General features: G+C 62.9%; 34 protein-coding genes, 1 tRNA gene and 1 pseudogene. 10 read left to right on the top strand and 26 right to left on the bottom strand.

Going from position 1 to position 25,551, the window contains the following annotated elements:
- Positions 1–26: 26 nt before the first annotated feature.
- From FNL56_RS13375 to FNL56_RS13295, 18 genes are all read right to left on the bottom strand, one after another.
- Entirely contained in the window at positions 27–902 is an 876-nt protein-coding gene (locus tag FNL56_RS13375; protein ID WP_143582056.1) for a S49 family peptidase, read from the bottom strand.
- Positions 902–2,590: a phage portal protein gene (locus tag FNL56_RS13370; RefSeq protein ID WP_143582055.1), complete on the bottom strand. Its 1,689-nt coding sequence runs from the start codon at positions 2,588–2,590 to the stop codon at positions 902–904. The genes FNL56_RS13375 and FNL56_RS13370 overlap by 1 nt, the downstream gene beginning before the upstream one ends.
- A gap of 19 nt (positions 2,591–2,609) precedes the next feature.
- Positions 2,610–2,816 carry a gpW family head-tail joining protein gene (gpW, locus tag FNL56_RS13365; protein ID WP_143582054.1) on the bottom strand — a complete coding sequence of 69 codons (207 nt, stop codon included), beginning with the start codon at positions 2,814–2,816 and terminating at the stop codon, positions 2,610–2,612.
- Positions 2,816–4,858, bottom strand: a complete 2,043-nt coding sequence (locus FNL56_RS13360; RefSeq protein ID WP_143582053.1) for a terminase gpA endonuclease subunit — start codon at positions 4,856–4,858, stop codon at positions 2,816–2,818. The genes gpW and FNL56_RS13360 overlap by 1 nt, the downstream gene beginning before the upstream one ends.
- Before the next feature lie 34 nt (positions 4,859–4,892).
- Complete coding sequence (locus tag FNL56_RS13355) at positions 4,893–5,549, bottom strand: hypothetical protein (protein WP_143582052.1); 657 nt, start codon at positions 5,547–5,549, stop codon at positions 4,893–4,895.
- Between the two features lie 131 nt (positions 5,550–5,680).
- A complete protein-coding gene (locus FNL56_RS13350; RefSeq protein ID WP_143582051.1) occupies positions 5,681–6,241 on the bottom strand; it encodes a hypothetical protein in 561 nt (186 codons plus the stop codon).
- Between the two features lie 421 nt (positions 6,242–6,662).
- The gene (gene nusG, locus FNL56_RS27710; RefSeq protein ID WP_168204663.1) at positions 6,663–7,277 is read right to left on the bottom strand and encodes a transcription termination/antitermination protein NusG; all 615 of its coding nucleotides are present in this window, start codon (positions 7,275–7,277) and stop codon (positions 6,663–6,665) included.
- Positions 7,270–8,481, bottom strand: coding sequence for a MarR family transcriptional regulator (locus FNL56_RS27705; protein WP_168204662.1), 1,212 nt, complete (start codon positions 8,479–8,481; stop codon positions 7,270–7,272). Before FNL56_RS27705 ends, nusG begins: the two co-directional genes overlap by 8 nt.
- A 65-nt stretch (positions 8,482–8,546) precedes the next feature.
- The gene (locus FNL56_RS13335; RefSeq protein ID WP_143582048.1) at positions 8,547–9,035 is read right to left on the bottom strand and encodes an HNH endonuclease; all 489 of its coding nucleotides are present in this window, start codon (positions 9,033–9,035) and stop codon (positions 8,547–8,549) included.
- Positions 9,032–9,259 carry a hypothetical protein gene (locus FNL56_RS13330; RefSeq protein ID WP_143582047.1) on the bottom strand — a complete coding sequence of 76 codons (228 nt, stop codon included), beginning with the start codon at positions 9,257–9,259 and terminating at the stop codon, positions 9,032–9,034. The genes FNL56_RS13335 and FNL56_RS13330 overlap by 4 nt, the downstream gene beginning before the upstream one ends.
- Entirely contained in the window at positions 9,256–9,669 is a 414-nt protein-coding gene (locus tag FNL56_RS13325; protein WP_143582046.1) for a hypothetical protein, read from the bottom strand. Before FNL56_RS13325 ends, FNL56_RS13330 begins: the two co-directional genes overlap by 4 nt.
- Positions 9,670–9,717: 48 nt before the next feature.
- A complete protein-coding gene (locus tag FNL56_RS13320; protein ID WP_143582045.1) occupies positions 9,718–10,005 on the bottom strand; it encodes a hypothetical protein in 288 nt (95 codons plus the stop codon).
- Positions 10,002–10,487, bottom strand: coding sequence for a hypothetical protein (locus tag FNL56_RS13315; RefSeq protein WP_143582044.1), 486 nt, complete (start codon positions 10,485–10,487; stop codon positions 10,002–10,004). Before FNL56_RS13315 ends, FNL56_RS13320 begins: the two co-directional genes overlap by 4 nt.
- Positions 10,484–10,861 carry a DUF6378 domain-containing protein gene (locus FNL56_RS13310; protein ID WP_143582043.1) on the bottom strand — a complete coding sequence of 126 codons (378 nt, stop codon included), beginning with the start codon at positions 10,859–10,861 and terminating at the stop codon, positions 10,484–10,486. The genes FNL56_RS13315 and FNL56_RS13310 overlap by 4 nt, the downstream gene beginning before the upstream one ends.
- Entirely contained in the window at positions 10,848–11,165 is a 318-nt protein-coding gene (locus tag FNL56_RS13305; protein WP_143582042.1) for a hypothetical protein, read from the bottom strand. Before FNL56_RS13305 ends, FNL56_RS13310 begins: the two co-directional genes overlap by 14 nt.
- Entirely contained in the window at positions 11,162–12,121 is a 960-nt protein-coding gene (locus FNL56_RS13300) for an MT-A70 family methyltransferase (RefSeq protein WP_246661649.1), read from the bottom strand. Before FNL56_RS13300 ends, FNL56_RS13305 begins: the two co-directional genes overlap by 4 nt.
- A 155-nt stretch (positions 12,122–12,276) precedes the next feature.
- On the bottom strand, positions 12,277–12,417 hold the full coding sequence (locus FNL56_RS27700; protein ID WP_168204661.1) for a hypothetical protein: 141 nt from the start codon (positions 12,415–12,417) through the stop codon (positions 12,277–12,279).
- 805 nt (positions 12,418–13,222) lie between these two features.
- Positions 13,223–13,468: a hypothetical protein gene (locus FNL56_RS13295; RefSeq protein ID WP_143582041.1), complete on the bottom strand. Its 246-nt coding sequence runs from the start codon at positions 13,466–13,468 to the stop codon at positions 13,223–13,225.
- 104 nt (positions 13,469–13,572) lie between these two features.
- Here FNL56_RS13295 and FNL56_RS13290 point away from each other — a divergent pair, with 104 nt between their 5' ends.
- On the top strand, positions 13,573–13,881 hold the full coding sequence (locus FNL56_RS13290) for a hypothetical protein (RefSeq protein WP_143582040.1): 309 nt from the start codon (positions 13,573–13,575) through the stop codon (positions 13,879–13,881).
- 83 nt (positions 13,882–13,964) lie between these two features.
- Here the strand turns inward: FNL56_RS13290 and FNL56_RS13285 are convergent, their stop codons facing one another.
- Entirely contained in the window at positions 13,965–14,366 is a 402-nt protein-coding gene (locus FNL56_RS13285) for a hypothetical protein (RefSeq protein ID WP_143582039.1), read from the bottom strand.
- Between the two features lie 258 nt (positions 14,367–14,624).
- Between FNL56_RS13285 and FNL56_RS13280 the strand changes: the two genes are divergently transcribed.
- The 7 genes from FNL56_RS13280 to FNL56_RS13250 all read left to right on the top strand — a co-directional run bounded on the left by FNL56_RS13280 (position 14,625) and on the right by FNL56_RS13250 (position 18,217).
- Positions 14,625–15,353: a S24 family peptidase gene (locus tag FNL56_RS13280; protein ID WP_143582038.1), complete on the top strand. Its 729-nt coding sequence runs from the start codon at positions 14,625–14,627 to the stop codon at positions 15,351–15,353.
- Between the two features lie 7 nt (positions 15,354–15,360).
- On the top strand, positions 15,361–15,744 hold the full coding sequence (locus tag FNL56_RS13275; RefSeq protein ID WP_143582037.1) for a hypothetical protein: 384 nt from the start codon (positions 15,361–15,363) through the stop codon (positions 15,742–15,744).
- A complete protein-coding gene (locus FNL56_RS13270) occupies positions 15,741–16,064 on the top strand; it encodes a hypothetical protein (RefSeq protein WP_143582036.1) in 324 nt (107 codons plus the stop codon). The genes FNL56_RS13275 and FNL56_RS13270 overlap by 4 nt, the downstream gene beginning before the upstream one ends.
- Before the next feature lie 157 nt (positions 16,065–16,221).
- Positions 16,222–16,422: a hypothetical protein gene (locus FNL56_RS13265; protein WP_143582035.1), complete on the top strand. Its 201-nt coding sequence runs from the start codon at positions 16,222–16,224 to the stop codon at positions 16,420–16,422.
- On the top strand, positions 16,419–16,628 hold the full coding sequence (locus tag FNL56_RS13260; protein ID WP_143582034.1) for a hypothetical protein: 210 nt from the start codon (positions 16,419–16,421) through the stop codon (positions 16,626–16,628). The genes FNL56_RS13265 and FNL56_RS13260 overlap by 4 nt, the downstream gene beginning before the upstream one ends.
- A 294-nt stretch (positions 16,629–16,922) precedes the next feature.
- The gene (locus FNL56_RS13255) at positions 16,923–17,120 is read left to right on the top strand and encodes a hypothetical protein (RefSeq protein WP_143582033.1); all 198 of its coding nucleotides are present in this window, start codon (positions 16,923–16,925) and stop codon (positions 17,118–17,120) included.
- 8 nt (positions 17,121–17,128) lie between these two features.
- Entirely contained in the window at positions 17,129–18,217 is a 1,089-nt protein-coding gene (locus tag FNL56_RS13250; protein ID WP_143582032.1) for a tyrosine-type recombinase/integrase, read from the top strand.
- A 22-nt stretch (positions 18,218–18,239) separates the two neighbouring features.
- Here the strand turns inward: FNL56_RS13250 and FNL56_RS13245 are convergent.
- Both FNL56_RS13245 and FNL56_RS13240 read right to left on the bottom strand, forming a co-directional pair.
- Positions 18,240–18,324: transfer RNA gene (locus tag FNL56_RS13245), tRNA-Leu, on the bottom strand.
- A gap of 98 nt (positions 18,325–18,422) precedes the next feature.
- Positions 18,423–18,710: a FliM/FliN family flagellar motor switch protein gene (locus FNL56_RS13240; protein WP_143582031.1), complete on the bottom strand. Its 288-nt coding sequence runs from the start codon at positions 18,708–18,710 to the stop codon at positions 18,423–18,425.
- A 20-nt stretch (positions 18,711–18,730) separates the two neighbouring features.
- On the opposite strand from FNL56_RS13240, the gene lipB reads away from it, so the two are divergent.
- Entirely contained in the window at positions 18,731–19,459 is a 729-nt protein-coding gene (lipB, locus tag FNL56_RS13235) for a lipoyl(octanoyl) transferase LipB (RefSeq protein ID WP_143573184.1), read from the top strand.
- A gap of 542 nt (positions 19,460–20,001) precedes the next feature.
- Here the strand turns inward: lipB and FNL56_RS13230 are convergent.
- Positions 20,002–20,301 carry an acylphosphatase gene (locus tag FNL56_RS13230; RefSeq protein WP_143573183.1) on the bottom strand — a complete coding sequence of 100 codons (300 nt, stop codon included), beginning with the start codon at positions 20,299–20,301 and terminating at the stop codon, positions 20,002–20,004.
- Between the two features lie 180 nt (positions 20,302–20,481).
- On the opposite strand from FNL56_RS13230, the gene FNL56_RS13225 reads away from it, so the two are divergent.
- Positions 20,482–21,462 carry a DUF4268 domain-containing protein gene (locus FNL56_RS13225; RefSeq protein WP_246660996.1) on the top strand — a complete coding sequence of 327 codons (981 nt, stop codon included), beginning with the start codon at positions 20,482–20,484 and terminating at the stop codon, positions 21,460–21,462.
- Positions 21,463–21,484: 22 nt separating this feature from the next.
- On the opposite strand, the pseudogene FNL56_RS13220 reads toward FNL56_RS13225, so the two are convergent.
- The 4 genes and pseudogenes from FNL56_RS13220 to FNL56_RS13205 all read right to left on the bottom strand — a co-directional run.
- A pseudogene (locus tag FNL56_RS13220) lies at positions 21,485–21,610 on the bottom strand (acylphosphatase); the annotation flags it as partial.
- Positions 21,607–22,476, bottom strand: a complete 870-nt coding sequence (locus FNL56_RS13215) for an isocitrate lyase/PEP mutase family protein (protein WP_143573181.1) — start codon at positions 22,474–22,476, stop codon at positions 21,607–21,609. The gene FNL56_RS13215 and the pseudogene FNL56_RS13220, both read right to left, overlap by 4 nt.
- The gene (locus tag FNL56_RS13210) at positions 22,473–24,488 is read right to left on the bottom strand and encodes an acetyl-CoA carboxylase biotin carboxylase subunit (RefSeq protein WP_143573180.1); all 2,016 of its coding nucleotides are present in this window, start codon (positions 24,486–24,488) and stop codon (positions 22,473–22,475) included. Before FNL56_RS13210 ends, FNL56_RS13215 begins: the two co-directional genes overlap by 4 nt.
- Before the next feature lie 346 nt (positions 24,489–24,834).
- On the bottom strand, positions 24,835–25,410 hold the full coding sequence (locus tag FNL56_RS13205; protein ID WP_143573179.1) for a hypothetical protein: 576 nt from the start codon (positions 25,408–25,410) through the stop codon (positions 24,835–24,837).
- Positions 25,411–25,551 lie beyond the last annotated feature (141 nt).

Here is a 25,551-nt window from a genome sequence, read left to right as displayed (position 1 = left end):
GTCTCCTTTGGGGTTGGGTTTGCGGCTCACCGCATCAGGGAAACGAATTGCGCGAAAGCGTCCGACGGACGCATCACGCCGTCGGCGATGCCGGCGGTCACGGCATCCATGCCGCGATAGCTTTCCGCCTCCGTCGCCAGGGCGGCATCCTTGCCTAGCCGTACGCCGCGGTAGCGCGCGACGGCCGTGGCGAACTGGTCGCGGCCGGCGTCGAGCCGCGCCTGGATGCGCGACGCGGTGTCGTCCGGCAGCGCGGAAAAGGGATTGCCGTCGGCCTTCAACTTGCCGGACGACAGCACCGTGACTTTCACGCCGGCCTTCTCCAGTTGCTTGGAGTAGTCGACGTGCATGGTGATGACGCCGATATTGCCGGCACTGCCGTTCTCCGGCATCACGATCTGGCGCGCCGCCGAGGCCAACAGATAGCCCGCTGACAGCGCGAAGTCGGTCAGGATCGCCAGCGTGGGCTTCACCTGAGACAATTCGTAGATCGCCTCCGCGACATCGTAGGCGCCGGCGGAATCGCCGCCGAAGCTATCGACCTCGAGCACGACGCCGCGCACCGAGTTGGAGCGCGCCGCCGCGGCGATGCGCGTTTGCAGGCCCTCATAGGAGGTGCTGCCGGAATAGGAGCCAAGATACTTGCCCTTGTGGACCAGCGTGCCCTCGATCGGGATCACGGCGACGTTCTCCATGCGGTACAGCAGGTCGTCGTCCTCGGCGCCCCTGCTCTGCAAAGCCTTCGTCAGCGGGTCGCCGAGGCGGCCCATCGAGTCCAACAACCTGCCGCCCTCAAAGGCAACATGATCCATCGGCGCGGCGCCGGACAGGTCGATGCCGCCGTCGACGATGCGGCCGCCGATCCCCATCATGATGGCAGCGGCCTTGCCGGGATCCATCATCAGGACGGAATTGAAGACGCGGGCCGCAATTTCCGGGCGAAGGATCGTTGGCCAGGCCTCTTGTCTTCCGGTGCTAGCGCATCGTTGCCGACGTCGGACGGGTTCGGACGTCCAGCGCCGACCTGCGTGCGCGTGAGGCTGCGCTCCTTGAGCATCTCTTCCTCGCGGGCGATCTGGTCCAGCGTCTCTTCGAGGTCGCGGCCCTGGTCGGCGCATTCGGCCTCCAGCGTCGAGATCATCGCACCCATCCGCATGCTGGCGCCTTCGGCTTCCTTGACTGGATCGACATAGCCGCGGCCGGGCCCGATCCAACGACCCTTCAGATAGGCGCCCGGGACATCCCAAAAATCGGGCGCACCCTTCGGCATCTCGACGTAGCCGCGGTCGAACGCTTCCTCCATTACGGCAAAGTATATCGGATCGACGACCTGCTCATAGAATGCCGACGACACGGTTTGAACGTGCCGCCACACCTCATTGAGCGCGGCGCGCGCCGACGAGTAGTTGACTTGCGACCAATCCGCCGAAATTTGCTCGTAGGAAATTCCCATCGCTGCGGCAATGGACTGAAGGAATGCAGTCTGAAAAGCGGGAAACGTACTGGTCTCACGCGTCGAACTGTTAAGCGCTATCTCATCGCCGACCGGCATCACGGGGATCCGAACACCGTTCAGCATGGCTGGGTTCTTCTCCCAGTGATCCATCCGCTTATCGGCAAAGGTGGCGGTGTTCGGCGTGAACGACTGGTTGACCGCGTCGACCGGAAGGTTTGACTTGACGAAGGCCGCGAAAAGCGCGTTGACCATCGCAGATGCCAGCTCCGTGTCGGCAAACTTGCCGATCATCCGCATGCGCTGCATCAGCGCTGCGAACGGCGAGATGGCGCGCGCCTGATCGGCGCGGTCGGGCTCGAAGCCATGAATGAACACCGGCCGCCCGGTCGGCGTGCTGCGCGGGATCCGTGTCCAGCTCAGGCCATTCGGATAATTACTGTAGAAGTCGCCGGGATGGCTATTGCGGACGTGGTAGGCGACCGGCTCGCCGTCTTCGGTGAATTCGATGCCACCGCGCATTTTTGCGCAGTCCGGATAGCCGGTCGGGTTGGTCAGCCGGTCGGGGTCGATGACGCGCACGCAGGTAGCATAGCGGCCCTTCCCCTCTTTCCAGCCCATCACAGCCGTGGCTTCGCCGCGGATGACCGACGTCCGGCACAGCAGCCGGAAGATTCCGTTCATCGACAAACGCCGCTGCGCGTCGCAGCGCCGCAGCGGATCCTCGACAAATGTCCGCCATTCCGTCTCGATCGACTCGGCCAGCGCACGTGCGACCGCGCGGTCCTGCTCTTTCTTCGGATTGAGACCGAGCGCGCGCATGTCGGGCTTCGACGATCGCCGCAACCCCGCGCCGATCAGCATGTCCACCAAGCTGGCGACGCCGGAGACGGCGTGCGGATCGTTGCGGATCAGGTCATCGACCCGCGCGGCGGTCAGGTCCCGGTTTGGCAGCACCGCCGCATCTGCCGAAGCGCCGAACGGCCGCCAAGTTGCCATCTCCTGCGACATCCGCGAACCCGACCGATAGGCAGGCTCCGACGGGCGGCCGTAGCCGAACGCCGCATCGGCGCGAATGCTCGCGATATGCGCGGACGGCACCGGTGCGCCGGTGTGATCGAAGACAGTCGCGGTCATGCGGGACTAAACCTTACGGTCAGAAGTAAAAGCCGACGGCGCCACGCTGGGGCAGCCCGGCAATTCTGGCTTCTAGCTGGGCGATATACGCCACGAGCTTTTCGATGTTGCCGGCGCTGAACTTGGTGCGCTGGCCGCCGAACTCGCATTCGACGATGCCGCCGCCGATCTGGAAGCGGTGCAACGCCACCCGCGCCTCGTCGAGCATCTGCTGATCTGTGAGCATCAAATTCCCCGGTTCAGTTCTGCCAGCCGCGCCCACGGGTCGTGGGTCGGCACCGGCTCCGGAATCTCCCCTGTGACCATGTCAGCGCCACGCTGAAACGCGCGCGGCGTGAACAGATCAGCCTTGCGGAGATCCTCCGGGATGCCGCGCTCGCTAGCGAGGCGCGCCCAGTCGTCAGCCGTAAAGCTCGCAAAGAACGCATCGAGCGATGCCATGTTGTAGATTCGACAATCGAGCCAGTGGTTGTCGGCGCCGCCGCGCGGCTCCCACTCCTGGCGCTTCTTGCCGCCAACCTTGTGCTTTTTGGCCCCGACAGTTTTCTCGACCAGATGCTCGGCGGTGATCTGCCTGAAATAGCTCTCGTCGATGAACTGTCCGAAGTGGCAGTAACCGACTGGATAGACGACGCTGGCGCCCTCGGCTTTCGCTACCTGAGCTACGTAGGCGTAAAACGTGCTCTTCAGCGGCCAAGTGCCGACAAAGCGCACCGTGGCGCCGCCCTTGATCATCTTGCCGCGGTAGTCGACGTCCTGCGGCGTCGCAGCCGACAGTGGCGGCCTGCCCCAGCCATCGCGGCCGATCACCGCCTGGGTACCGGGGTGCATCCGGGTCCAGGTCTTGACCGCGCCGGCATTGTAGTTGGAGTCCACCGAGAACGTGTCCGGCCGACGCAAGCTGCCGTAGGCATCCGGCCAGCTGCGGTGATAGAGCTCGGTCAGCTCGAGGAACGCGCCGGCGTCATGATCGGTCGTTGCCCCCTCGAGATAGCCGTACTCAATCACCCAGCTTTCACGGTTCGGCGCGACCGCCAGCACCTCGAAATAGATGCCGCGTTTTTGTACGTCGGCCGCGATCGACACCAGCAACGCACCGGGCGGGACGTGGCCGCGCCGATAGTCCTCGCGCCGCTCGAACAGCCGCATGTGATCCGGCGCGTCGCCGCGGAAGCGATAAGGCTTCGCCAGCACCAGGTTGGCGAAGTCCTTCTTCGCCGTCTCGGTCTTCTGCGAGCCGAGAAAGTCTTCGGCGATCGCCTCGTAGCTCATCATCAGCGACTCGAAGGCGCTAATGTTGAAGCCGGGATGCCGGATCTGGTCGTCGATCGCCGTGGCGATCCACTTCCCGGAGCGCACCGCGACGCGGCGTTCCGATTCCGTGATGTCGTGACCGCAGTCGCACCGATAGACCGTGCGATACGGCCGCTTCTCGTCGATCAGCAGCTTCTCGAAACGGTGCACGAAGTAGTTGCTGCATTCCGGGCAGCGGCAGTTCCAGTAGCGCTGATCCGATCGCGCGAACGACAGGCTGATGCGGCAGTGGCCGTCGGTATTGCCGGTCGGGTCGCCGGTGTCGATTTCCGGCGTCGAGATGTTGAGGATCTTATAGTTCTTGCGCGCCCGGAAGGCGGTGAAACGCCCCTTGAACAGTGTGTTAGGGTCACCGTAGCCCGGGATGTTCTGCCACTTCGAATACTCGTCGCGCACGCCGAACTTCGCGGTCTTGCCGCTCATGTCCATCACGGAATGCGCGTTGGCGAGCCACAGCCGGCCGCCCGAAAAAACCTTCTCGAAGGTTGTGGACCCCGCCGCCGACCTCGCCGTCATCGGATAGATCACCGGCGGCCGGTTGTTGCCGATGCCGTCGCGCCTGGTGTGCTTCTGCCAGGAATCGATCGTCGGCTGCAGCTTCGCGTTGTTGAGGTCCTTCAGGAACTCGATGCCCGGCGTGCCGTACAGCGTGTTGCCGGGCGCGATGTCGGCGATGTACAGGCACCACGCGATGGCGAGGATCGAGGCCGCAGTCTGCTGCGACTTGACCACGTCGATCTCGGTGCACGGGTGATTGACGTCCAGGCACTCGGCTATTCCCAGCAGGTAAGGTGCGCCGGCGGCACTCCACATCTCGCCGGCGTTGGGCCCGTCGACCAGCTTGATGTTCTTCGGCAGCCAGTCGGTGAAGCTGATCTCTTCGCGCGGCGAGAGCGCAGCGTCGAACAGCAAGGCCAGACGGTCATAGGCTGACTGCGTGAATTCAACTGTCATCGGAGAACCTGCGCGAGCGCAACGCGCTCCGCGCTCACTCCTCTGCCGGCACGAGCGGCGTATCGGTACTGATCGGCGCGTTTGCCCCGACCGTCTTGGCCCGGGCGCGCGCGGTCACTGCCATCTGCCGCAGCGCCGCTACGGCGTCGGTGCGCTGCTGCCGCACAATCCGCTTCAGCGCCGCCCGCATGCCGTTCTCGCCTTCCTTGACTGCGATCGAGGTCAGATCGGCATCCTGCGACAGCAGCCCGTCGATGATATCGGCGATGCGGCTGGCCGCATCCTCCGCCACGGCGTCGAACTCGCCGACTACCAGCAGGTTGCCGCGCATCTGCTCGAGCTGCAGATACTTAATGTCGGCCGAGTAGGCCTTGTCGCGGGTCTGCTCGTCGCGCAGCCGCGGATCGAATGGCGCGCGCGGCATCGCGTCCGCGTCGATTGCCACAGCGCTGGAGGCCTTCGTTGCCGCGCCCTGCTCGCGGGCCGCATCACCGACCTCGCCGATCGCCAGATCGTACTGCGCGACGTTGACGAGCCGCTCGCGGCCCTTGCCCGGCTTCACGGTCAGTTTGTTGAGGGCGACCAGCCTGGCGACCTTCTCGGAGATCGTCGACTTCCGCACACCCTTGCGTTCCGCCAGCTGGGTGACCGAAAGCCAGAGCCCGCCGTCAAGTTCGGGTAGTTCGGTCATGATGTTCGGCTTGTTCGGGGTGTTCGGTCAGCTTTAAAACCAGCCAAACTGGCGGACCCCGGGGCCAATATTGGCCGAGGGACGAAAAGACCGGGGAAGGACCCGTGATGTTGCCCGCGCGACACAGTCGGCTAGCCGCCGAGGATGCGGGCCAGCTCGTGCTCCAGGCGAGCAGGCAGGTCGCGCTCGACGACAGCGAAGAAGGCCGCCTCGGACTGGCCCTTGACCATCTCGACCGGGATGAACAGCCCTGACTTCACCTTCCGGATTGGGAAGCGTCGACCGCCGGTGCGCTCGAATACCTGCCCATTCATCTTCAGCGTCACACGGGAGGGAAACTTGCCACCCTTGATGAACGTTCCGGGATAGATACGACGGCTGCCCCATGGCGCCGCCGAAACACCGTTGCGCGTCTCGCGGGCCCCGAAATGCTTCAGCGAGATGTTGCCACCCCGCGACTTGATCTCATAGCCTGCGGCGACGGAGCGGCCCTTCACGGCCCGATCGAGCACCTTGCGCTTCAGACCGGTCTGACCAACCAGCGCCTTGCGCACCGCGACCGTGGCCTTGCCACCTGTATGTTTGACGGCGAGACGCACCGCGACCGGCGACTGATGGCTTGCGGCGCGCATTCGCGCCGAGATGGCCTTCAGTCCGCTGAGATCGTATTTGATCTCTAGGTTGTTACTCATCGTCGCATACCAAGACGCTGGCGCGCAGCGGCGGTCTGCTGGCGAAGCACCGAGCCGGCATCCTGGACCGACGATCGGACAACGAACTTTAAATCATCGGCGATCTTGTCAGTCTTGCCCATCGCCGCAGCTTTCACAACTCGAGCGATAGCCTCGCCCCTCGCCTTGCACCCGCCGCACGCCATCGCAGCCGCCTTTGGAAAAGGGGGCCGCTCGCGCCAGCAAGCGGCCCAAGTCTAGGGAGGAAACGCCCAAGGAGGGCAACGATAGCGACGACCGCTACCGCACACCCTATGAACGCAAAAGCCCCGCACTGAGGCGGGGCTTGATGGCAGACGCTTTGCGCAGGGCAATCACCCTGAGGCGGTTGCCTGAGCCGAAGGGCTGCGCCCTCCTGTCGTCCGTTGTCACCACGTTGTGGCTATACCGGCTCGATCTGGGTCTCGTCGAGATTGACTTTGACCTGGCTTCCTAAGATGTCCATCAAGACCCTGAGTCTGCCATTGCTGTCAAGACGGTCGATCTTTCCTTCCAACAGATTAAAATGACCATCAGTCACCATCACCGCCTGTCCCAAAACGTAGCGACGATGGCCCATCGGCAGGCTAAGGCGCTCTTCCATCCGACAGATCATCGCCATGGCATCAGGCCGCGCCACCGCGAAGGGTCCATTGTTGAATCGCACGAAGCCGACCACACCGTCACTCAAACTTCGCATCCTGTTCAGATCGGCATATCTATCATCAGCAGGAACGAACATCAGCCCGTCGAAGATCGGCCTGATATCAACGACTCGCTTATTCCATGACGACTTCCGCGACCAACGCTCCTGTGGCACGTAGGCCGGCACGCCGCGTTCATTGAGCCGTCTGGCGACCTTCATCTCGGTGTTCGGATGCAGCCGCACCAGTAGACACGCCTGACGATCCCATTTGATGCCGCCCATTCCCTCGTTAAGCCGTTCGACCAAAGCCATGCCGGTCGAACGCTCTGCCAGCAGACTCGCTTCAGCAAAGGCCTTGGTGACATCACGCATGGTCTGATCCCTCGCTGTGCGCATCCGCGCGCTCTTCCCCAAGCTGCGTTTCGGTGTCGTGCCGATAGACCGTGCCGTCTTTCTTCGGAGGCCATGGACCAGGCACTCTGATGCCGTCGGCGCCATCCGGCAGTCGCACCAGCGGCAGCGGCCGGCCGCTCCATGCGGTGAACCGTTCCTGCCAAGCCGCGCACCGTCGGTCGGTGCGCGGTAGCGGCGTCCATGCGCGATCGTCATCGTCGGCAAACCCGAGCATGGCCAGCATGTCGAGACCGACCCTGGCCTTGAGGAAATAGCCGCGGCCACGGTCAGCCTCGGTCCGGACGAACGGCACGATGGCTCGCGTAAGACCGAACACAAACCGCACGGCGCGATCCTCGTTTGAGCCATCCGCGACCCAGACCTGCTCGACTGCCGTGGCCGGCGCCGGCGCACCGCGCGCAAAGTTTTCGAACATCCGCTTGCGCAGCCACAGATGCGCATTTTTCGGCCGTTGCTGGCCAGCTTTGCGGAGCTCGGCGGCGTAGTGCGGCGCCGAGCTGATCGCCCATTCGGCATCCTCGACGCTGAGTGCATCGAGCTCCTCTCGCGCCGGGCCGGGATCGAGCGCGATGCTCGCCAGCGGATAGGCCGTGCGGAACGCGGCGAACAACCCATCGCGCTTTTCGCCCTGCTCCACCTCGATTTTCGAGAGCGAAGCCCCCCGGAGGGGGGTAGGGGGGAGATTCTTGGATAAAGGAGGACTTATGGAGTCGCAGCAGTGAGACTCTGGTGATGCTCTGGGTGAGACTTTGGTCGGCTCGACCAGAGTCTCACTGTGAGACTTTGGTCGATCGTTTAACTCACCGTCAGCAGTGCCCGTGTCATCGGATTCATCATGCTCAGCGTCGTCATCATCGGCCGTTCGGCGGCCCTTGATGGGCATGTCGATCACCACGCCGTAATTCACCCTGATCTCATAGATCGGAGCACCCCTGTCCGAATAGAATTTGAAGCGGGACAGCAAGCCGAGCTTCTCCAGTTCGGCCAGCCGACGGAACATTGTTGCCCGTGTCATCCTGGCGTGGTCAGCCAGATATGTCGGGTCACAGTGGCGCGTGACGCCTGCCGCATCACAGCTATCGGTGATGACGTACATCAGGATCTGCTGCTGATGGCTTTCAAGCCGCTGCTGCAGCGCCCAGTTCATGGCCGCAATGGACATAGATTTCTCGTGATGCAAAGGTTTCAACAGACGCGGTAAGCAACAGGAACTGATAGATTTTCGAGCTACACCGCAGCGGCAGCCCGCCGGGCTGCATCTCGCAGTCTGAGTTTGATCGGCCTGCCGCGCGAAATGGCTTCAGCGGCCTTCGGGTGGTTATGGAGGAAGAGCCCCTTCAGATATTTTTCGCTGAAGACGCAGAGCCAATCGCGCGGCGGGCGATCGACGTCGCCGGCAAATGACAGCGAGAGATCACCGGCCTTCATGCCTTCAAGGGTTCGGTACTCATCAACGTTCAGCCACCCCTTCGCCGAGTTGCAGCCGCCACAAGCGGGCAGCCGGTTGCTGACGTGATCGGCACCGCCACGGGCCTTCGGATCAGCGTGATCCATAACCATGGTGACGCCGCCGCCTCGCAACAAAAGCCAATCTCGCGGCGGCGCTTCATCGGCACACCTGACGTGGGCACCGCAGTAGAAGCACCGGCCGTCCGTCTTGGCGTGAACCTTCCGCCGCATGCCCATACTTGCTCGGGCCGTGTTCGATATGGTCATGTGCATTTCCTCTCCAGAACGGACGCCTGAAACGGCTCGCAGGGTGGCGTCGCCCTGCCCTTAATCTGTTCGCCGTCCCGCCAGAATTCGGTCCAATAGATCGAGCCGCCCCCATCAGATTCGAGGCGCGCTACCTTGGTGATGCCGCAGCCGCGGCAGCAGGTGCGCTCGGTCTTGTGCGGAAAGCGCGCAGGCTCGCCCCAGCGATGGCGGGCACTGGTCATGCAGGATCGAACCAGCTCGCAGGCACGTCGATCTCGAATTCGTCGTCGCCGACCTTGCGCAGCGGAAGCTGATCGGATGCGATTTTGTCGGTCCCCAGCCGCGGCACGAATCCGAAGTTGAAGCGGAACGACCATTTCATCTGTGCCGGCTTGACACCCTTCGCATCCTTTGAAGCCACCTTGGTAGAGCCGGCAACGCCCTTGATGCGAATCTTGCCGGCCATATCGCCGCTGCCAATCAGCAGCACGAAACGCTCCGCTTTTCCCTGGCCACAGATCGCGGTCGGCAAAGTGATGCTGAGCGAAGGATTACGTTCGTTGCCCTTCTTGCCGGGCTTACTCGTGTAAGCGAGCGTCGCCATCGGCGGAGCATTTTCGCGAGTATGAATTTCAGCTTCCTCGAACGGCATATCTGGCTCCTGTGGTTTGCGGGGTTTGCGAGCGATGGCGGGTGCCGGTCATGTGACCTCCGGCGGCAGCAGCAGGCGTTCGACGATGCGCGGCGTGTCCATGCGCTGCATCGCGCCGCGTTCGACGGCGAGGTTCAGCCGATCGAGCCAGATCTGCGGCATCATCTTGATCACGCGCGGCGCGCCGGCCACGGTGACGATGCGGTCTTCTAGTTCGCCGAGCGCGGCGCCCTCCAGCACCAGGCGGCAGATCACGTCGGCGGCCTTGTCGCCAGTAATGCCGCCGCGCGCGAGCACGGTAAGCAGCGGCGAAGGAATCGTGCCGGGCACCGTCATGCCAATCCCCGTTGGTCCAACGCGCTGTGGCCGGGCAGCGGGTCGCCAAAGAATGCGGCGGTGAAGTCGCGGTGCTGCAGGCCCATCCGCGCATCGCGATCGGCGAGCTGCTGTGCGGGCGCGCGCGTGTCGGACGCCTTGACGCCCGACGGACCGTCGAGGCCGGTTTTTCCGCGATACTTGTGATTGCAGCACCGAGCCGTTCGACCGATCCGCTCACCGATCGCTTCAAAGGTCAGCTTCTCGACGTCGCGAAGACTCATCAGATCTGCGATATCGCCCTCGGTCCAAGGGCGCATGGCCCTGAGAAGGGGCTCGCCAGCAGCCAGCAACGCAGCGTCACGCGCAATGCGGCGCTGCTTGTGGCGGCACGATTGCTCCGACCGGCCAAGAATGGTCGCAGCTTCGACGATTGTTTTTCCGGAATCTACCAGCAGCGATAGCTCGGCAGCCTCATCATCCGTCCAGAGCGGCGCGTTCATGCCTTGCGCTCCAGTGCTGGCGATGCGGGGCACCCTTCCATCGCGGCATCCGCGACCGCCGCCTGCGCCCATGTCGCGTCGCGCCGGATCTGTTCGCAGCGGATGTCGCCGGCGACTGCGGCATAGCCGGAGCCGTCGATGTAATCGTCGATGTTGAAGGCGCCGGCATAGCGCCTGGCCACCTTCAGAATCTCCATGAGACAGGCGACGTCGTGCGCGTCGAGCGGATGCTTGGTCGCCTTGCCCATGCCGCGCAGCGCGCCATTCCACATGTCGGCAATGCGCTGGTGATTGTCGGTCTTGTTGCCGTGGGTGAGCTCGCGGTCGCCGCCGACGAGGGCGGCCGCCGCGGTCGCGATGTCAGACGCCTTCATTCGAATTCTCCATGAGGTCGACCAGCCCGCCGATCGGGCCGGACGGCTTGCCGTCGGCGTCCCGCGTGATCGCATGGCGGATGGATTGAATCGGCACACCGTGCTGAAGCGCGAGGCTCAGCAGCACGGCGGAATCCCGCGCCAGCGTTTCGGCCTGCGTTCCAGATTTGGCGCAGTTCAGGAACACTTCCGAGATCGGCGCATCAGGATGCGCGCGGCCGAAGCCGACGATGTAGTCCAGCCCCCAATGGCTGAACGTCGTCGTTTCGTGCATACGGCGCGGCGGCAGCGGCGTGCGGCTCATTGCGACACCTCGCTCGCCGCATCGCGCGACGGCAGAAACACGGGCACGTCGAGCGGCTTTTCGGCGGCCTCGATCACCTCGCCGGTGTCGGGATCGTGCGGCGGCAGCGGCGCTTCATAGCCCCACGCATCCCAGCCTGGACGCGCGCGGCGCGCATTCAATTCGATCTTCGGCAGGCTCGGGAAATATGCTTCGATCAGTTCATGGAAACCGTCCGGCTTGGCGGAGTGTTCACCGAGCGGCGCATCGATCACGCTGGCGGACTGCGTCCCCATCGCGGGCGCCGGCAGTTTGCCGCGCGTCCCCACCAGCAGCAATTCATGCTGGTTGCGAAACCAATACCCAGTTCCGATACGGTCCTTTTTCCAGATCGCGTGGCTCTTGTAAGCGAAGCCCCATGCCGACATCACACGTAGTGCATCCGGCAGCATCGGCGCGGTAGCCCACAGGAACAGCACGCAATCAGCAGCAGCGATATCGCCGACCGGCCTGGCGCAGATCGTGTCTGTCTCGGATGTCGGATAGTGGTTGTCGGCGGCACGATCCATGCCCCGGTCAAGGCTGTAGGTCGCGAACCGCCATTCCGGGTCGGCCAGGATGACGCCGTATTTCTTGTCTGGCAGAGCGCGCTGACTATCGCCGAGCTGCCGCTCCCGATCATCGCGCGCAGCCTTCTTGTCGACATGGCGGCCTTCCGACAGCACGTCGAACGAGTGCTTGTCAGGATTCGCCTCTGCGTAGGCGCGACAGCGCGCCACCAGGCGCTCGAAGCTGTCGCCGGGAATGGCGGCAATCTTCTGCTCTTCGGAAGATTCGTTACGAGAAACCCCAAGTTCATCGAGTGTAAAAGAAATGTCATTCGCGGATGACATTTCTTTTGAAGCCTGGCCACGCCTGATCTGACCGGCGGCCTTCATGCTGGCGAGGATTTCCCCGCGCCGCTTCTTGGCGCGCACCCGGATCTCGATGGCGTCGATCTCGATTTGCCGATTTCGGATACGCCGGCCGTATTCGCGGACCGCAGCGGCCTTGTCGATCCAGTCGGTGACTTCATCGACGCTCTTCGCCTCGGCAATCGCCCGGCAAGCGGCGTCGTATTTCAGAACTGCGCTCAAAGCCGGTCACCCAGATGCGGCACGTCGCCAAAAGGTTCGGCGAACGGGTCCGGCTGCAGCTTGAGCGGCCACGCGATCGTCAGGGCAGCGGCAGCCAGCCCCATCGCGCATAGGCCCATCGACAGGTAAAACGCCATCAAAGTGCCCTCGCCTCTTTGAGAAATTGATCGCGGGAAAAGTCCGAACTAGCCGGCGCCGGAGACGCCTGGCCGGGCATGACAGCGCTGGCTGGTTCGTTCGCCGGCGCTTGGAGGACCGCCGGAAAATGGATGCGCGCTGCGCGCAAAGGACCGATGAGCCGCCCCTCGGCTTTCGCGAGAGCGACGTCGAACAGCAGCTCGAGCAGTTCGCTTTCTGCGCTGAACGCGCCGCAGCCGGTCCCAGATGGCAAGGGAGCGCGGGGTGTGACCGGGGCGGGCATGGCGCCCACCCCGGAGGCCCTCACAAGAGGCCCACCCCACCCCGAAGACGCGGCAGTCACGTCCGCGGGATAGCTGTTCGGTCCAATACGATCGACCGGATTATCGAAGGAAGTGTTGGGGATTGCCGCAACTTCTAGTTTGGCGGGCGCGGCGGGATCAATTAGCCTCAGCAGTTGGGCCCTCACAGGCACCTCTTGATCGCCGGCATTGCCGCCGGACTCAGACGCCCCAAGCGCAGGCAACTGCGCTGGAGTGACGGGAATGTCTCCCGTCTGATCAAGGAGCAAGCCACCATGACTACGGCAAAGCCGAACAGCGTGTTCGTTCACGCTTATGGGCGGACCCGGTTCGGCCGCAGGGAGCACGTCTGTGCTCACTGGCGGTCGCATCCGGACCAGCTCAAATTCGACTTCTGAGGCGACTTCGTATGTCGCCCCAGCCGGTGAGGGCCCACCCCGCGGGGGGCAGGATGCCGACGGCGATATGCCATCGGAATTTCGTGTGAGATCGGCGCCGCTCGTCATTGCGGACCCCCGAAGGTCACAACCGGCCGGTCCTTAACCGGATACAGCGTGTCCATCTCGAAGCCCGCCTCGACGATCAGCGCTTTCGCCATCGCGACTTCGGCAGTCCAGAACGACAGATCTTCGCCGCTGGCGTGCTGCAGCGTCAGTTCGCTTTCGACGAGATGAAACGCCAGGCTACGGCAAAGCCGCTCAAGCAACGCGGGCGCCGTTGGGTTGATAGAAGCGCGGGGCTGCGTCATCGACGACCCCCTGGAAGTTTGCAGGCATCCCCGGACGCAACTGGCGCTGCATCCGGGTCCACCGCTACGTTGGAGGTGCGAACCACACCAACGGAGACTGATTCATGGCCGAGCACGACTTCGACACCCCGGTTCACGGGCGCCTGCATGCTATGTCGCTGACCCCAGTTGAGGTCTTCAGCGATCACGTTCAGATTTTCGTCGAGGACCCCGACGAGGAGTTGATCAGACTCGTGTTTTACGCCACTCGCCCCGAGGCCGAGGACAAACTCGGATACCCCACTGTCCCGGTCGCCCGAATTGCGATCAGCCGACGGCACCTTGAGTACGCGGTCAGCAAACTCCCGGAGCCGCTTGGCCAAGCGTGGGCAGACATACCCCTCTATGCCGACCGTCGCCGATCGAAAGACTAGGCGGGCCCGCTGCGGCAGCGGGCTTGCAGCCACTAGGCGGTATCTCGGAGGCGCCGGTGAACTGATAGAAATGCGGGAGCCGGTCATTGGGCCAGCTCCTTGCTCTGCGCGGCGACCGCCCGCTCGAGTTCGACCAGCTTGCGGTTAAGGTCGTTGTTGTCGAGCAGCTTGCGGTACTTGGCGAACCACGCCGGATTGGCGTCGCCCATCAGCGCGAAAAGCACCTCGCGCCCATACTCGGTGTGCAGCAGCCCGACGACGAGCTCCAGATTTACAAGCCGGTCCCCGGACATCATCTTTTGGACGGAAGGCTTCGGTACTTCGGTCAAAAAGAACAGTTCATCCGCGACGTTACGCGGTTTTACTGCTTCCTTCATATTCTGCATGACTGCAGCAGAAAGATTCCGGATCCGACATTTTTGATTCCGGTTCTGACTCGGCGCTGATTTGGCCGCACCGCGCGGCTTCGCTAATTTGCTGCTCATGAGATCACCTGCTCGGAAAGGCGGCCTTGGGGCCGCGCCACAGACGTCGGCCACACCGACCTCTCAGGCCAATTTGCGGAGAACCACGCGATGACGTCGTCATATTTTCGGGCTGTGAAAGTTTTGCCTTCGTGAGAGAGCCGGTCAAAGAACCGCCAATCGCCGGCTGCCAACCGTCCTAGCGTTGTTAGGCCGACGTCGCGCCCGACCATAAAAGCCGCAGCACAACGAATTAGGTTCTGACGGAGTTCTTCTTCCATGGATTGGACCCATAGTCGGAATTTTCCGATTCGCACAGCGCAAACCGTCGGAAACATCCCATTCGCCTTTGGAAAACCAAAGTCGGATAAATCCGTCATGGAGAATAATGAGCTTCGTCAACGAATTAGGAACCGGCTCACCCAGTTGGATTTGGGCGCTGTAGAGGCGGCTAAGTCCGTGAACGGACTTGAGCGGAACTATCTGCGAGATTTTCTGGAAGGGAAAAAGGCGTCCTTCAGTTCCGCTAAACAGCCTCTAGTTGCCGAAGCGCTTCGATGGACCGTTGAGGAATTGATCGGCAGCGGAACAAGGCGCATCGACCGAACGACCCCAAAGATGATCTTGGTGCCGCTTTTGGATCAAGTCACCGCCGGCCGGTTGAAGACGCCCTCATCACAGATACCCGTCGAAGACGTGCCTCTTTTGGCCTTTGCCGATCTCGGGCGCGGGGAGTTTTTTGCGTTGAAAGTCGATGGAGACTCGATGGATCGCTACTCCCCGGAAGGCTCCACGATAGTCGTCAACAAGGCTGAGCGAACCTTGGTGAACGGGAAGTGCTATGTCTTTTCGTTACGGGGGGAGACGACCTACAAGATGTGGCAGGGAGGCGAGACGCCTCACCTAGCGCCCTATTCCACCAACCCGATCAACAAGCCGATCTTCTTCAAGAAAAAGTCGGATATTGAAGTGATCGGGCGTGTCAGAAAGAGTTTACTCGATCTATGAGGTTTGCATGCGCCGCGAAGTCTGTTTTGTGTTTTTCTGCCTGTTTTGTAGTTCCGGCGCAAGTGCACAAGCACCTGGCGCCATGAGCGACATCGATGTTCTTGTGAATTGGCGAGATCTTGGCGGCCAGACAGTAACTATGGATAGCTGCCGCATAGCCGGAACCACGTCTGGATTTGTTCGCTGCGAGGTTCGAGGAGACGCGGGTAGCATCGCATTGGACGCCGCCACGATGGACAAAGAAGATCTCAAATTTGCCTACAGCGAATGCGCTCAAATACCGCAGAATCGTAAACCGGAATGTCGGGTCGTCGTGACCGGCACCGTTCTACCCGGCGGCAGCTCTCCATGGATCAAGTCTGCAAAATTCAGCCGCCAACGCCCCAAATGAACACGATCATAGTCAAATCGCGCTCAAACGACGATGTCTATGAGGTAACCTTCCATCAAAATGGGGACGACGTAAAAGTTGTGTGCTCTTGCCCAGCCGGCAAGAAGCTCACGCTCTGCTGGCATAGGCTTGCCCTCATCGACGGCGATGTCGCTGCGGTCGTGTCTGGGCACGAATACGTCGCCAGCCTCAGACAGGGCATCGCTGGCTCGACCATCGCAAGCGCCCTCGCAGAACTGCAACGCTTAGAAACGCAAGCTGAAACCATCAAACGCCAGATCGGCGCGGTGAAAAAGACGCTCGGCATCAGCCTCGGCTAGTCATTTCCGACTTTCCGATTGACAGTCGGATATTTCCGACTAGATCGTTTCACGTGAAATGACTTCACGGGAGACATCCTCGATGCCACGCCACAACCGCTGCAACCGCCTTCCGCCCGCCCCTTCCACACTCCGCACCCAAGCGACCGTGTCGGCCTTGATCGACAGCGCCATGGTGCAGCCACGCGCCGGGCTTACCGGTGCCGCCGCTGTCGCCCAGCTGGCGGACGACATGCGCCGCAGCGAAAGCATCACCCGCGACGACCTTGAGACGCTTGGCTGGACGTCGGGCCAGCTCGACGCTCTGGCTGGCAAGGCCCGCACCTTCGCCCAGCGTCTGGCCGGCGCATCCGCATGACCTCGCAGCAGCAGGCCGATCAGATGCTTGGCGCCTATCAGGCAGCCTGCTACGCGACCCGGCACCTGCCGGCGGCGGTTCGCGAGCGTGTCATCGACAACGCTATTCTGCTGGCCACCAACAGCAACAGCGCGCCCTCGGTCGCGCTGTTCGATGCCCAAATCGCTGCCGTCCGCGGCGCGATCGGCGCGGAGGAATTGGCATGATCAGGCTGATGGCGAAGGAAGTCGCGGCGCTGCTCTCGCTGTTGGCGTTCTGCGGTATGATCTCCGTGTGGGCAATGGTGCTGTCATGAGGGTGCGACCGCTTTCCCCCGCGCAGCGTCAGTGCATCGTCGAGGCCACGATCGAGCCGCTCTCGCCCTTTCGCCGCGGCTACGCGCGTTCGAAGGCCGGGCCGTTCTACGAAGTCCGCACTGTGCAACCGCTTCTGTGCAGCGGCGCGCTGCGCCGGGTCAATAACCGGCTCACCGCGCTTTCGTCTCACGACCGAGGTGAGGCATGAGCCGCACCGCCGCCCGCTTCAATCAGGCCGATATTGCCCGTGCGACGCGAGCGGCGATCCAGGCCGGCGCCAAGGGCGTAGAGCTGCGGCTCGATGGCAGCATCTTTGTCCACCTCCAAACACCCGATCACCGGGGACAATCAGAGCGCGCACCGTCAATTCAGCTTGAAGAAGATGAAATCGTGGTTCTTTGATGCCCAACATGCCCAGACCGCGCCCGCCGCACCTGCACCATGAAGTCAGCCGTCATGGAAAGACGGTCTGGTACGTCCGCATGGGCAAGGGCCCGCGCATTCGCATCAAGGCCACTTACGGCACCCCCGACTTTGAAGCCGCCTATCAGGCGGCATTGAACGGCGAGACAGCGCCAGAACCCGGCAAGGCCGCCAAGGGCACGCTCGAGTGGCTGTGGAACCTGTATCGGCAGTCCGACGACTGGCGCGACTTGTCGATGGCCACGCGGCGGCAGCGCGAAAACATCATGCGCCATGTCTTGAAGGCTGCCGGCGCGCATCCGCTGTCGAAGATCAACGCCGCCTCGATCAAGGCTGGCAAGGAACGACGATCTGCAACGCCGTCGCAGGCCAAGCACTTCGTCACCACCATCCGCAATATGTTCGCATGGGCGATCGACGCCAAGCTGGCACGGCAGGATCCGACGATCGGCATCAAGTTCAAGCGGTCGAAGAACCAGCGCAAAGGCGGCTTCCCGGTCTGGACCGACGAGGACATCGCGGCTTTCGAGCGCTGCTGGCCGCGCGGCACCCGGCCGCGGGTGATGTTCGACATTTTCCTCTACACCGGCCTGCGACGGGGAGACGCCGCGCGCGTCGGCAAGCAGCACGTCCGCAAGGGCGTCATCACGCTTGAAACCGAGAAGACCGGCACCTGGGTGCACATCCCGATTTTGCCAGAACTGCAGGCTACGCTCGACGCGGGCCCGACGGGCGACCTCGCCTTCATCGGCAACGCCAACAACGGCGCGCCGCTCAGGAAGGAAGTGCTGGGCAACCTGTTTGCGGAAGCATGCCGCGCCGCCGGCATCAAGAAGTCGGCCCACGGCCTGCGCAAGGCCGCAGCCACCAACGTCGCCGATCGCGGCGGCACCGATTCCGAACTCGACGCGCTATTTGGTTGGGAGGATGGCCAGACGTCGAAGATCTACACCAAGGAATCGAACCGGAAGCGCTTGGCTGCCGGCGCCGCTGCGAAGCTTTCGAGGACCGAAACGGAAACGTCTATTCCCTCACCTGACCAAAAGGTGCGGGCCTCAGGGGGAAAAGACGAATGATATCAATGTTAAAATTTGAGGTTGGTGCGCTCGGAGGGACTCGAACCCCCACCCTGTTACGGACTGCCACCTCAAGGCAGCGCGTCTACCAATTCCGCCACGAGCGCTAAAGAGTCCGGCGAGGGCTTTCGCCAACCGGATCAACCGGCGCCGATGTAACAAAACAATGATGGGGGGACAAGGCCCGATGCGAGATTGCCGCCACCTATCTGTGTTCAGAGGTCCTGGGCAGCATCTGCTTGACTTCGACCGCGATCCGGTTGCGGTTGACCTGCACGACGCCGGAGGCGATCGGCAGGTTGTTGGCGAGGATTTTCACCTCGTCCTGCTCGCCGGCGTCGAGTTCAATGATGGCGCCGCGGCTGAGCCGCATCACCTGATGCACAGGCATCGAGGTGGTCCCGAGGACCACCATGATGTCGACCGTAATTTTATCGAGGGTTGGCACGCGGGCCCCGCAGTCACAGATGCAAGATTGCACTAAATTCGACATCACCATCTTATGGTTACCCAATGGTTAACGACCGAAACACCCTCGATATCCAGCCGTTTTTACGCGGCGATGACGGCCCCGCGGTGGAATGGCGGGTGTCGGACACGCCGATTCCCTATCCCGAAGCTGTCGCGGAGATGGAATCGCGCGCCGCTTCCATCGCCGACGGCACCGCGCCGGAACTGGTCTGGCTGCTCGAACATCCGCCGCTGTACACCTCCGGCACATCGGGCAAGCCCGGCGATCTGCTGGATGCACGTTTTCCGCTGTTCGAGACCGGCCGCGGCGGCCAGCTGACCTATCACGGCCCCGGCCAGCGCATCGCCTATGTGATGCTCGACCTCAAGGCGCGGCGGCCGGACGTGCGCGCTTACGTCGCCTCGCTGGAGCAATGGATCATCCGGACGCTCGCCGCCTTTAACGTCCGCGGCGAGCGCCGCGAGGACCGCGTCGGCGTCTGGGTGACCCGGCCCGACAAGGGTGATGGCCATGAGGACAAGATCGCCGCGATCGGCGTCCGGCTGCGGCGCTGGGTGTCGTTTCACGGCATCTCGATCAATGTCGAACCGGACCTCGGCCATTTCCAGTCGATCGTGCCCTGCGGCATTGTCGATCCGCGCTTTGGGGTCACCAGCGTGGTCGATCTCGGCCTGCCGGTGAGCATGGAAGATATCGACGTCGCATTGCGGCAGGCGTTCGGCGAGGTGTTCGGTGAAACCGGCACGCGTGTGCCGGAAACGCTGGTGTAAGCGCGCGGTTGTCCTTTGTTAGTCTCTCCTGTTCCGGGAAAGATGAAGATCCGCACTCGCGGCAAATTCCGATCTGAATGTCAAACAGCCGAGCGGTCTCGTTCTCGCGGCGCCAGTGGCGTCCGAGCTGTGAGCAGTTCTCCCCTCCAGACATGAGGGGAGCGGCGCGCCGTCAGGCGCGGTTGTGGTGGCTGGGACGCGGTCCATCTTGCGATGGATCGCGGCGCCTGCGGGCGCGCCACCGCGGTGGTTTTTGGCCGGGGGACCGTGCTTCCGGGGACCTGGTGCGGTTCGGGCCTCAGCCCGCGCCCGGCGGTTTCCCGCCGTCACCTATCCCGCGTCCAGCCGACAAAGAGCGGCAGAGCCCCGTAATAGGCCCGGACGGCGACCCCCGGCCTCCCGGGGTGTGCTTGCGAGGCACACGCGCAGGACACCGCCTCCGGCTCCACTATCAGACGCCTCATGACAGCGCCCCTCGTCGAACCGGACAAGAGGACTATATGCCGCTATAGGATTTTTGTCAATTGACGGCGCAACCGCCGTCAGAGCGTCGGCAGCACCGAGAAATCTTCGCCGGCGTTCCGGAGGTTCAGCATGTCGGCGCCGGCCTCCGTCGCCGCGACCGTATCGACGCGCGCGTGGCTCGGGCCGCGGCGACAGTGCTCGATCATCTGCTCGACGATATCGACAGGCCCTGCGAGCACCGCCTCGACGCTCCCGTCGCGGCGATTGCGGACCCAGCCTTCGAGGCCGAGGCCGTCGGCGGTGTGGGCAACCCATGCGCGATAGCCGACGCCCTGCACGCGACCGCGGATCGTGACGTGCCGGATCGTATCGCTCATGGCTTGCTCAATCCCAGAAATTCGCCGTAGCGCTGCCGCACCAACGCGGCGCGCGTCACCCAGTCGAGCAAGCACCTCGTAGGCGCGCGCCCGTGCGTTAGATCAACAATTGACCAAACAGAAAAATTTTCCTTATGTCTCAACTTCATATGTCAGCGAATTCGACGGCCGGTGAACATCATGTTGGAACTAGGTGCGATAGTAAATCTGCCGCTCAGAGACGTTTGGTCCGGAGAGGCTACGCATTTCACGCCATGGCTTGCGCAAAACTTAGACGTATTAGCCCAAAAGTTGGGGATGGATCTCGAATTAGAAAGCACGGAAGCATCTGCGGGAGATTTTTCTGCTGACATTATAGCGAGAGACCTCTCTACAAATCATCTGGTGGTTATTGAAAATCAGTTTGGGAACACAGACCATCGCCACTTAGGGCAATTAATCACGTATTCTTCTGTCCTCGGTGCAGGTGTTGTCGTTTGGATTGCTGAGAGCATTCGATCGGAGCACAAATCCGCGATAGATTTCCTAAACCAGAATTTAAAGGAGAGCCTCAGGTTATACGCTTTAGAAGCCTCGGTCATACGGATTGACAACTCGAAGCCGGCCTTCGTGCTGAGCGTCGTATCGCGACCGACGGAAGTTGCAGCCACGACGCCAGAGGGCGCACAACCGATTTCCGAAACACGTGAAAGATACAGAGAATATTTTCAAGCTCTCATCGACGAGCTTCGCGAAAAGCACCATTTCACTAATGCAAGAGCTGGACAGCCGCAAAACTGGTACACTTTTGCCTCCGATAATTCGCGAATTTATAAGTATGGCACCAGCTTTGCCAACGGCGATCGAGTCCGCGTAGAGACCTACCTCGACTGCGGAGACAAAGGTAAGAACGAGCGACTTTTTGATTGCCTTTACAGTCAAAAGGAGGAGATAGAAAACGAGTTCGGCTCGACCTTGAGCTGGGAGCGCCTCGACGAGAAAAGAGCCTGCCGTATCGCCACATATCACGATGGTGGTATTGATGCGGACTCCGAAGAACTTCTAAAGATTCAGCAGTGGGCAATCTTAAGTATGTTGAAGTTCAAATCTGTTTTTCCTGCTCGCATTGAAAAGTGCCTTAAGCAGATTGACAGTTCAGAGCCCCCGATATCCTACGCTTAAGTCAGCCACGCCGTGATAGGATGCCGTCGCGGCGGTTGCGGACCCAGCCTTCTAGGCCGAGGTCGTCAGCGGTGTGGGCAACCCATGCGCGATAGCCGACGCCCTGCACGCGGCCCTTGACGGTGACGTGCCGGATCGTATCGCTCATGATTTCTTCAGGCCGAGGAAGTCGCCGCCGCGCTGCTTCACCAAGGCTGCGCGCGTCACCCAGTCCAGCAGATCCGACGACGCCAGACCAGGCAGATCCTTTGGCGCTACGCCATCGCGGATCGCCGTCAGCGTGGCGAACACCGCCTGCGTCGCCGCGGCGATCGGCGCGTGGCCCTGCACGGCAATGCGGACGCGCTGGCGGGCGAGGAAGTCCCAATCGGTGATGTCGTCGGTCAATCCGCCCAGCACGATCGGAAGCGTCGTCGCCGCGGCAATGGTTTCGAGTTCGGCCCGCGTCTTTACGCCGGTGAACATCAGCGCGTCGGGGCTCTGCGCCTCATAGGCCCGCGCTCGCGCGATGGCGTCGTCGATAGAGGCGATGGAGGCAGCGCCGGTGCGTGCCACGATCACCAGCGAAGAATCGCGCCGCGCCTCGAGCGCGGCCCTGATCTTGCCTACGCCTTCCTGCAGCGCAATCAGTTGCGGCTTCGCCTCGCCATAGGCGGCCGGAAGCTGCGTGTCCTCGATGGTCAAGCCGGCGGCGCCCGCCATCTCCAATTCCTGCACGGTGCGGCGGACGTTCATGGCATTGCCGTAGCCATGATCGGCATCGACCAGCACCGGCAACGCCGCGGCGCGCGACATCCGCCGCATCTGCTCGGCCAGCTCGGACAGCGTGATCAGTGCGATATCGGGATCGCCGAGCACCGCGAGCGAGGCCGCGGAGCCACCGAACATGCCGACCTCGAAGCCGATATCCTCCGCGATGCGCACCGAAATCGCGTCATAGACCGAAGCCGGACGCAGGCATTGCGAGCCCGACAGGATCGCGCGCAGTGCCTCGCGACGGGTACGGAAGGTCATGCGAATTCCAGGATCAGCGCGTCGACCGCGAGCGTCGCGCCGGCCGTGGCGTGGATCTTCTTGACGATGCCGTCGCGCTCGGCGCGCAGCACGTTCTGCATCTTCATCGCCTCCACGACGGCGAGCGTCTCGCCGGCCTTGATGTCCTGTCCCTCGGTGACGGCGATCGACACCACCAGGCCCGGCATCGGGCACAGCAGCTTCTTGCCGGTGTCGGCCTTGACGCCGACCGGCATCAGCCGCGCCGACGCGGCCTCAGCCTCGGTGAACACGTTGACCGCGACCTCATAGCCTTGATGCGCAAGGCGAATGCCGTTGGGGATCGGCCGCACTTGCATGGCCACCGGATGGCCGTCGATGTTGCCTTCCCAGACCGGCTGCCCCGGCGTCCAGGTCGAGGCAATCAGGTGCGCGGTGCCGACGCTGCCATCGCGCGCGACGAAGCGTACGGCAATGCCGAAATCCTCGCGCGCCACCTCCAGCACGATCTCCTCGCGCTCCAGCCACACCGCGCGGCGGCCGGCACGGAGCACCGGACGGCCGGTTAGCTGGCCGGAAATCTGCCGCTTGCGCTCGCCGATCACATGGTCGATGGCCGCGCCCACCGCAGCGATGCGGCGCGCCACCTCGCCCTCCGGCTTGCGCGCGGCAAAGCCCTTGGGGAATTCCTCGGCGATGAAGCCGGTGGAGAGATTCCCCTCGCGCCAGCGCGGGTGGCTCATCAAGGCCGACAGGAACGGAATATTGTGGCGGATGCCGTCGATATAGAAGGCATCGAGCGCGTGCGATTGCGCCTCGATGGCGGCGGCGCGCGACGGCGCGTGCGTGACCAGCTTGGCGATCATCGGATCGTAATAGATCGAGATCTCGCCGCCCTCCTGCACGCCGGTGTCGTTACGCACGGTGATGCCGTCGACGCGGCTCTCGGCGGGCGGACGGTACTTCACCAGACGGCCGATGGAGGGCAGGAAGTTGCGGAACGGGTCCTCGGCATAGACACGGGATTCCACCGCCCAGCCGGTCAGCGTGACATCCTTCTGCGCCATCTGCAGCTTCTCGCCGGCGGCCACGCGGATCATCTGCTCCACCAGATCGACGCCGGTGATTAGTTCGGTGACGGGATGCTCGACCTGCAGACGGGTGTTCATCTCCAGGAAGTAGAAGCTCTTATCCTGGGCGGCGACGAATTCCACCGTGCCGGCGGAATCGTAGTTCACGGCCTTGGCCAATGCGACCGCCTGCTCGCCCATTTTCCGCCGGGTGGTTTCGTCCAGCAAGGGCGACGGGGCCTCCTCGATGACCTTCTGGTTGCGGCGCTGGATCGAGCATTCGCGCTCGCCGAGATAGATCACGTTGCCGTGCTTGTCGCCGAGCACCTGGATCTCGATGTGCCGGGGATCGACGATGAACTTTTCGATGAACACGCGGTCGTCGCCGAACGAGGACTTCGCCTCGGCGGTTGCCAGGCCGAAGCCCTCCTCGACTTCAGAGGTCGAGTACGCGATCCGCATGCCCTTGCCGCCACCGCCGGCGGAGGCCTTGATCATCACGGGATAGCCTATCTCGTCGGCGATCTTGATGGCGTGCTTGCCGTCGGTGATGACGCCGAGATGGCCGGGCACGGTGGAGACGTTGGCCTTGGCCGCCGCCTTCTTGGATTCGATCTTGTCCCCCATCGCGGCGATGGCGCCCGGGTTGGGGCCGATGAACACGATTCCGGCGGCTTCCAGCGCACGCGGAAACGCTTCGCGCTCCGACAGGAAGCCGTAGCCGGGATGCACAGCCTCGGCGCCGGTCTTGCGGCAGGCCTCGATGATCTTCTCGATCAGCAAATAGCTTTCACTGGCCGCCGGCGGGCCGATCAGCACGGCCTCGTCGGCCATCGCGACATGCAGCGCGTCACGGTCGGCCTCGGAATAGACCGCGACGGTCTGGATGCCCATGCGGCGGGCGGACTTGATGATGCGGCAGGCGATCTCGCCGCGATTGGCGATCAGGATACGTTTGAACATGGGATGTTACTTGCCACCTTTGAGCGGGGTCCGGCCGAGCGGGCTGACGCAATCTGGCACGCGGGAGCGGCTGTCACAATTCGGCAGACGACGAAAAGGTCGCGGCAGCAACGGACCGACCGCGGACTTTCTTGAGGCGGAATTTGCCATGCGTTCCCCTGTCATCTGATTGGGCAGACCAACCGATCTGCCATCCCGGCTTTCGCCCAAATTCGCCCTCCCCGCAACCGGATTTTGCGACGCGGCAGGGTCGCGCCAACGACCTCGCTCACCTCCCATGCGCCGCATAAACGAAAAAGGCGGGCCGAAGCCCGCCGTCGTCAAATTCGTGAGAACTGGCCTTAACTTACATGCCGATGTCGAACACCTTCGGCAAGCCGGCCATCGGCAGCGTCGCGGCGCCGACGATGGTCGCCACCAGGGTCATCAGCGTGCGGTTGTTGACGCGCTTGCCGCGCATCTGGGCGGAGATCCATTCCAGCACTTCGATGTTGACGCCGACGGCGCGGGTCGGCGCCCAGCTCTCGATTGCCGTATCCGGCGACAGCGCGACGGTGCGCGACGGCACCGGCAGGCCGGAGGCGGACGCGGCGTGGTGCACGACTGCCTTGGCGAACAGATCGTCGAACGCGCCTTCATCGCTGCGTTCGGCGGCGGCTTCGTTGATGGCGAACAACGTCTCGGCTTCGGCGCGGCTGACCGGCTCGCTGGCGACCCCGGCGGCGGTGAGGATGCGCGCACACCAGGCGGCGTCATCGGCATCGAGGGCACGGGAATAATGGATACGGCCGCGGGTGGTCGGTCCCTCACCGGTGATGACCCCATCGCGCACGATGGCGAGGGCCTGCGCCGCGCTGCGGCGGTCAAGGATCTCGGAGGTCTCGATGGCGCCGGCGACGGCGGCTGCGGGGGCGGTCAACATGGGGTCCTGCTCTTCTCTCTCGTTCTGAAGCCCAGCAATTCCATGCAGGACCTAACACTTCGTTAATAATCGTTCCCGTAGTTGCGCGCGTCGCATGAGGTTGCTTGTTTGTTACGCCGCGTCGCGTTCCGGTTCATCGGT

It is taken from the genome of Tardiphaga sp. vice304, from assembly GCF_007018905.1.
Classification (GTDB): Bacteria; Pseudomonadota; Alphaproteobacteria; order Rhizobiales; family Xanthobacteraceae; genus Tardiphaga.
Note: the sequence above shows the minus strand (reverse complement) of the source record. Positions and strands in the feature narration are given on the sequence as shown.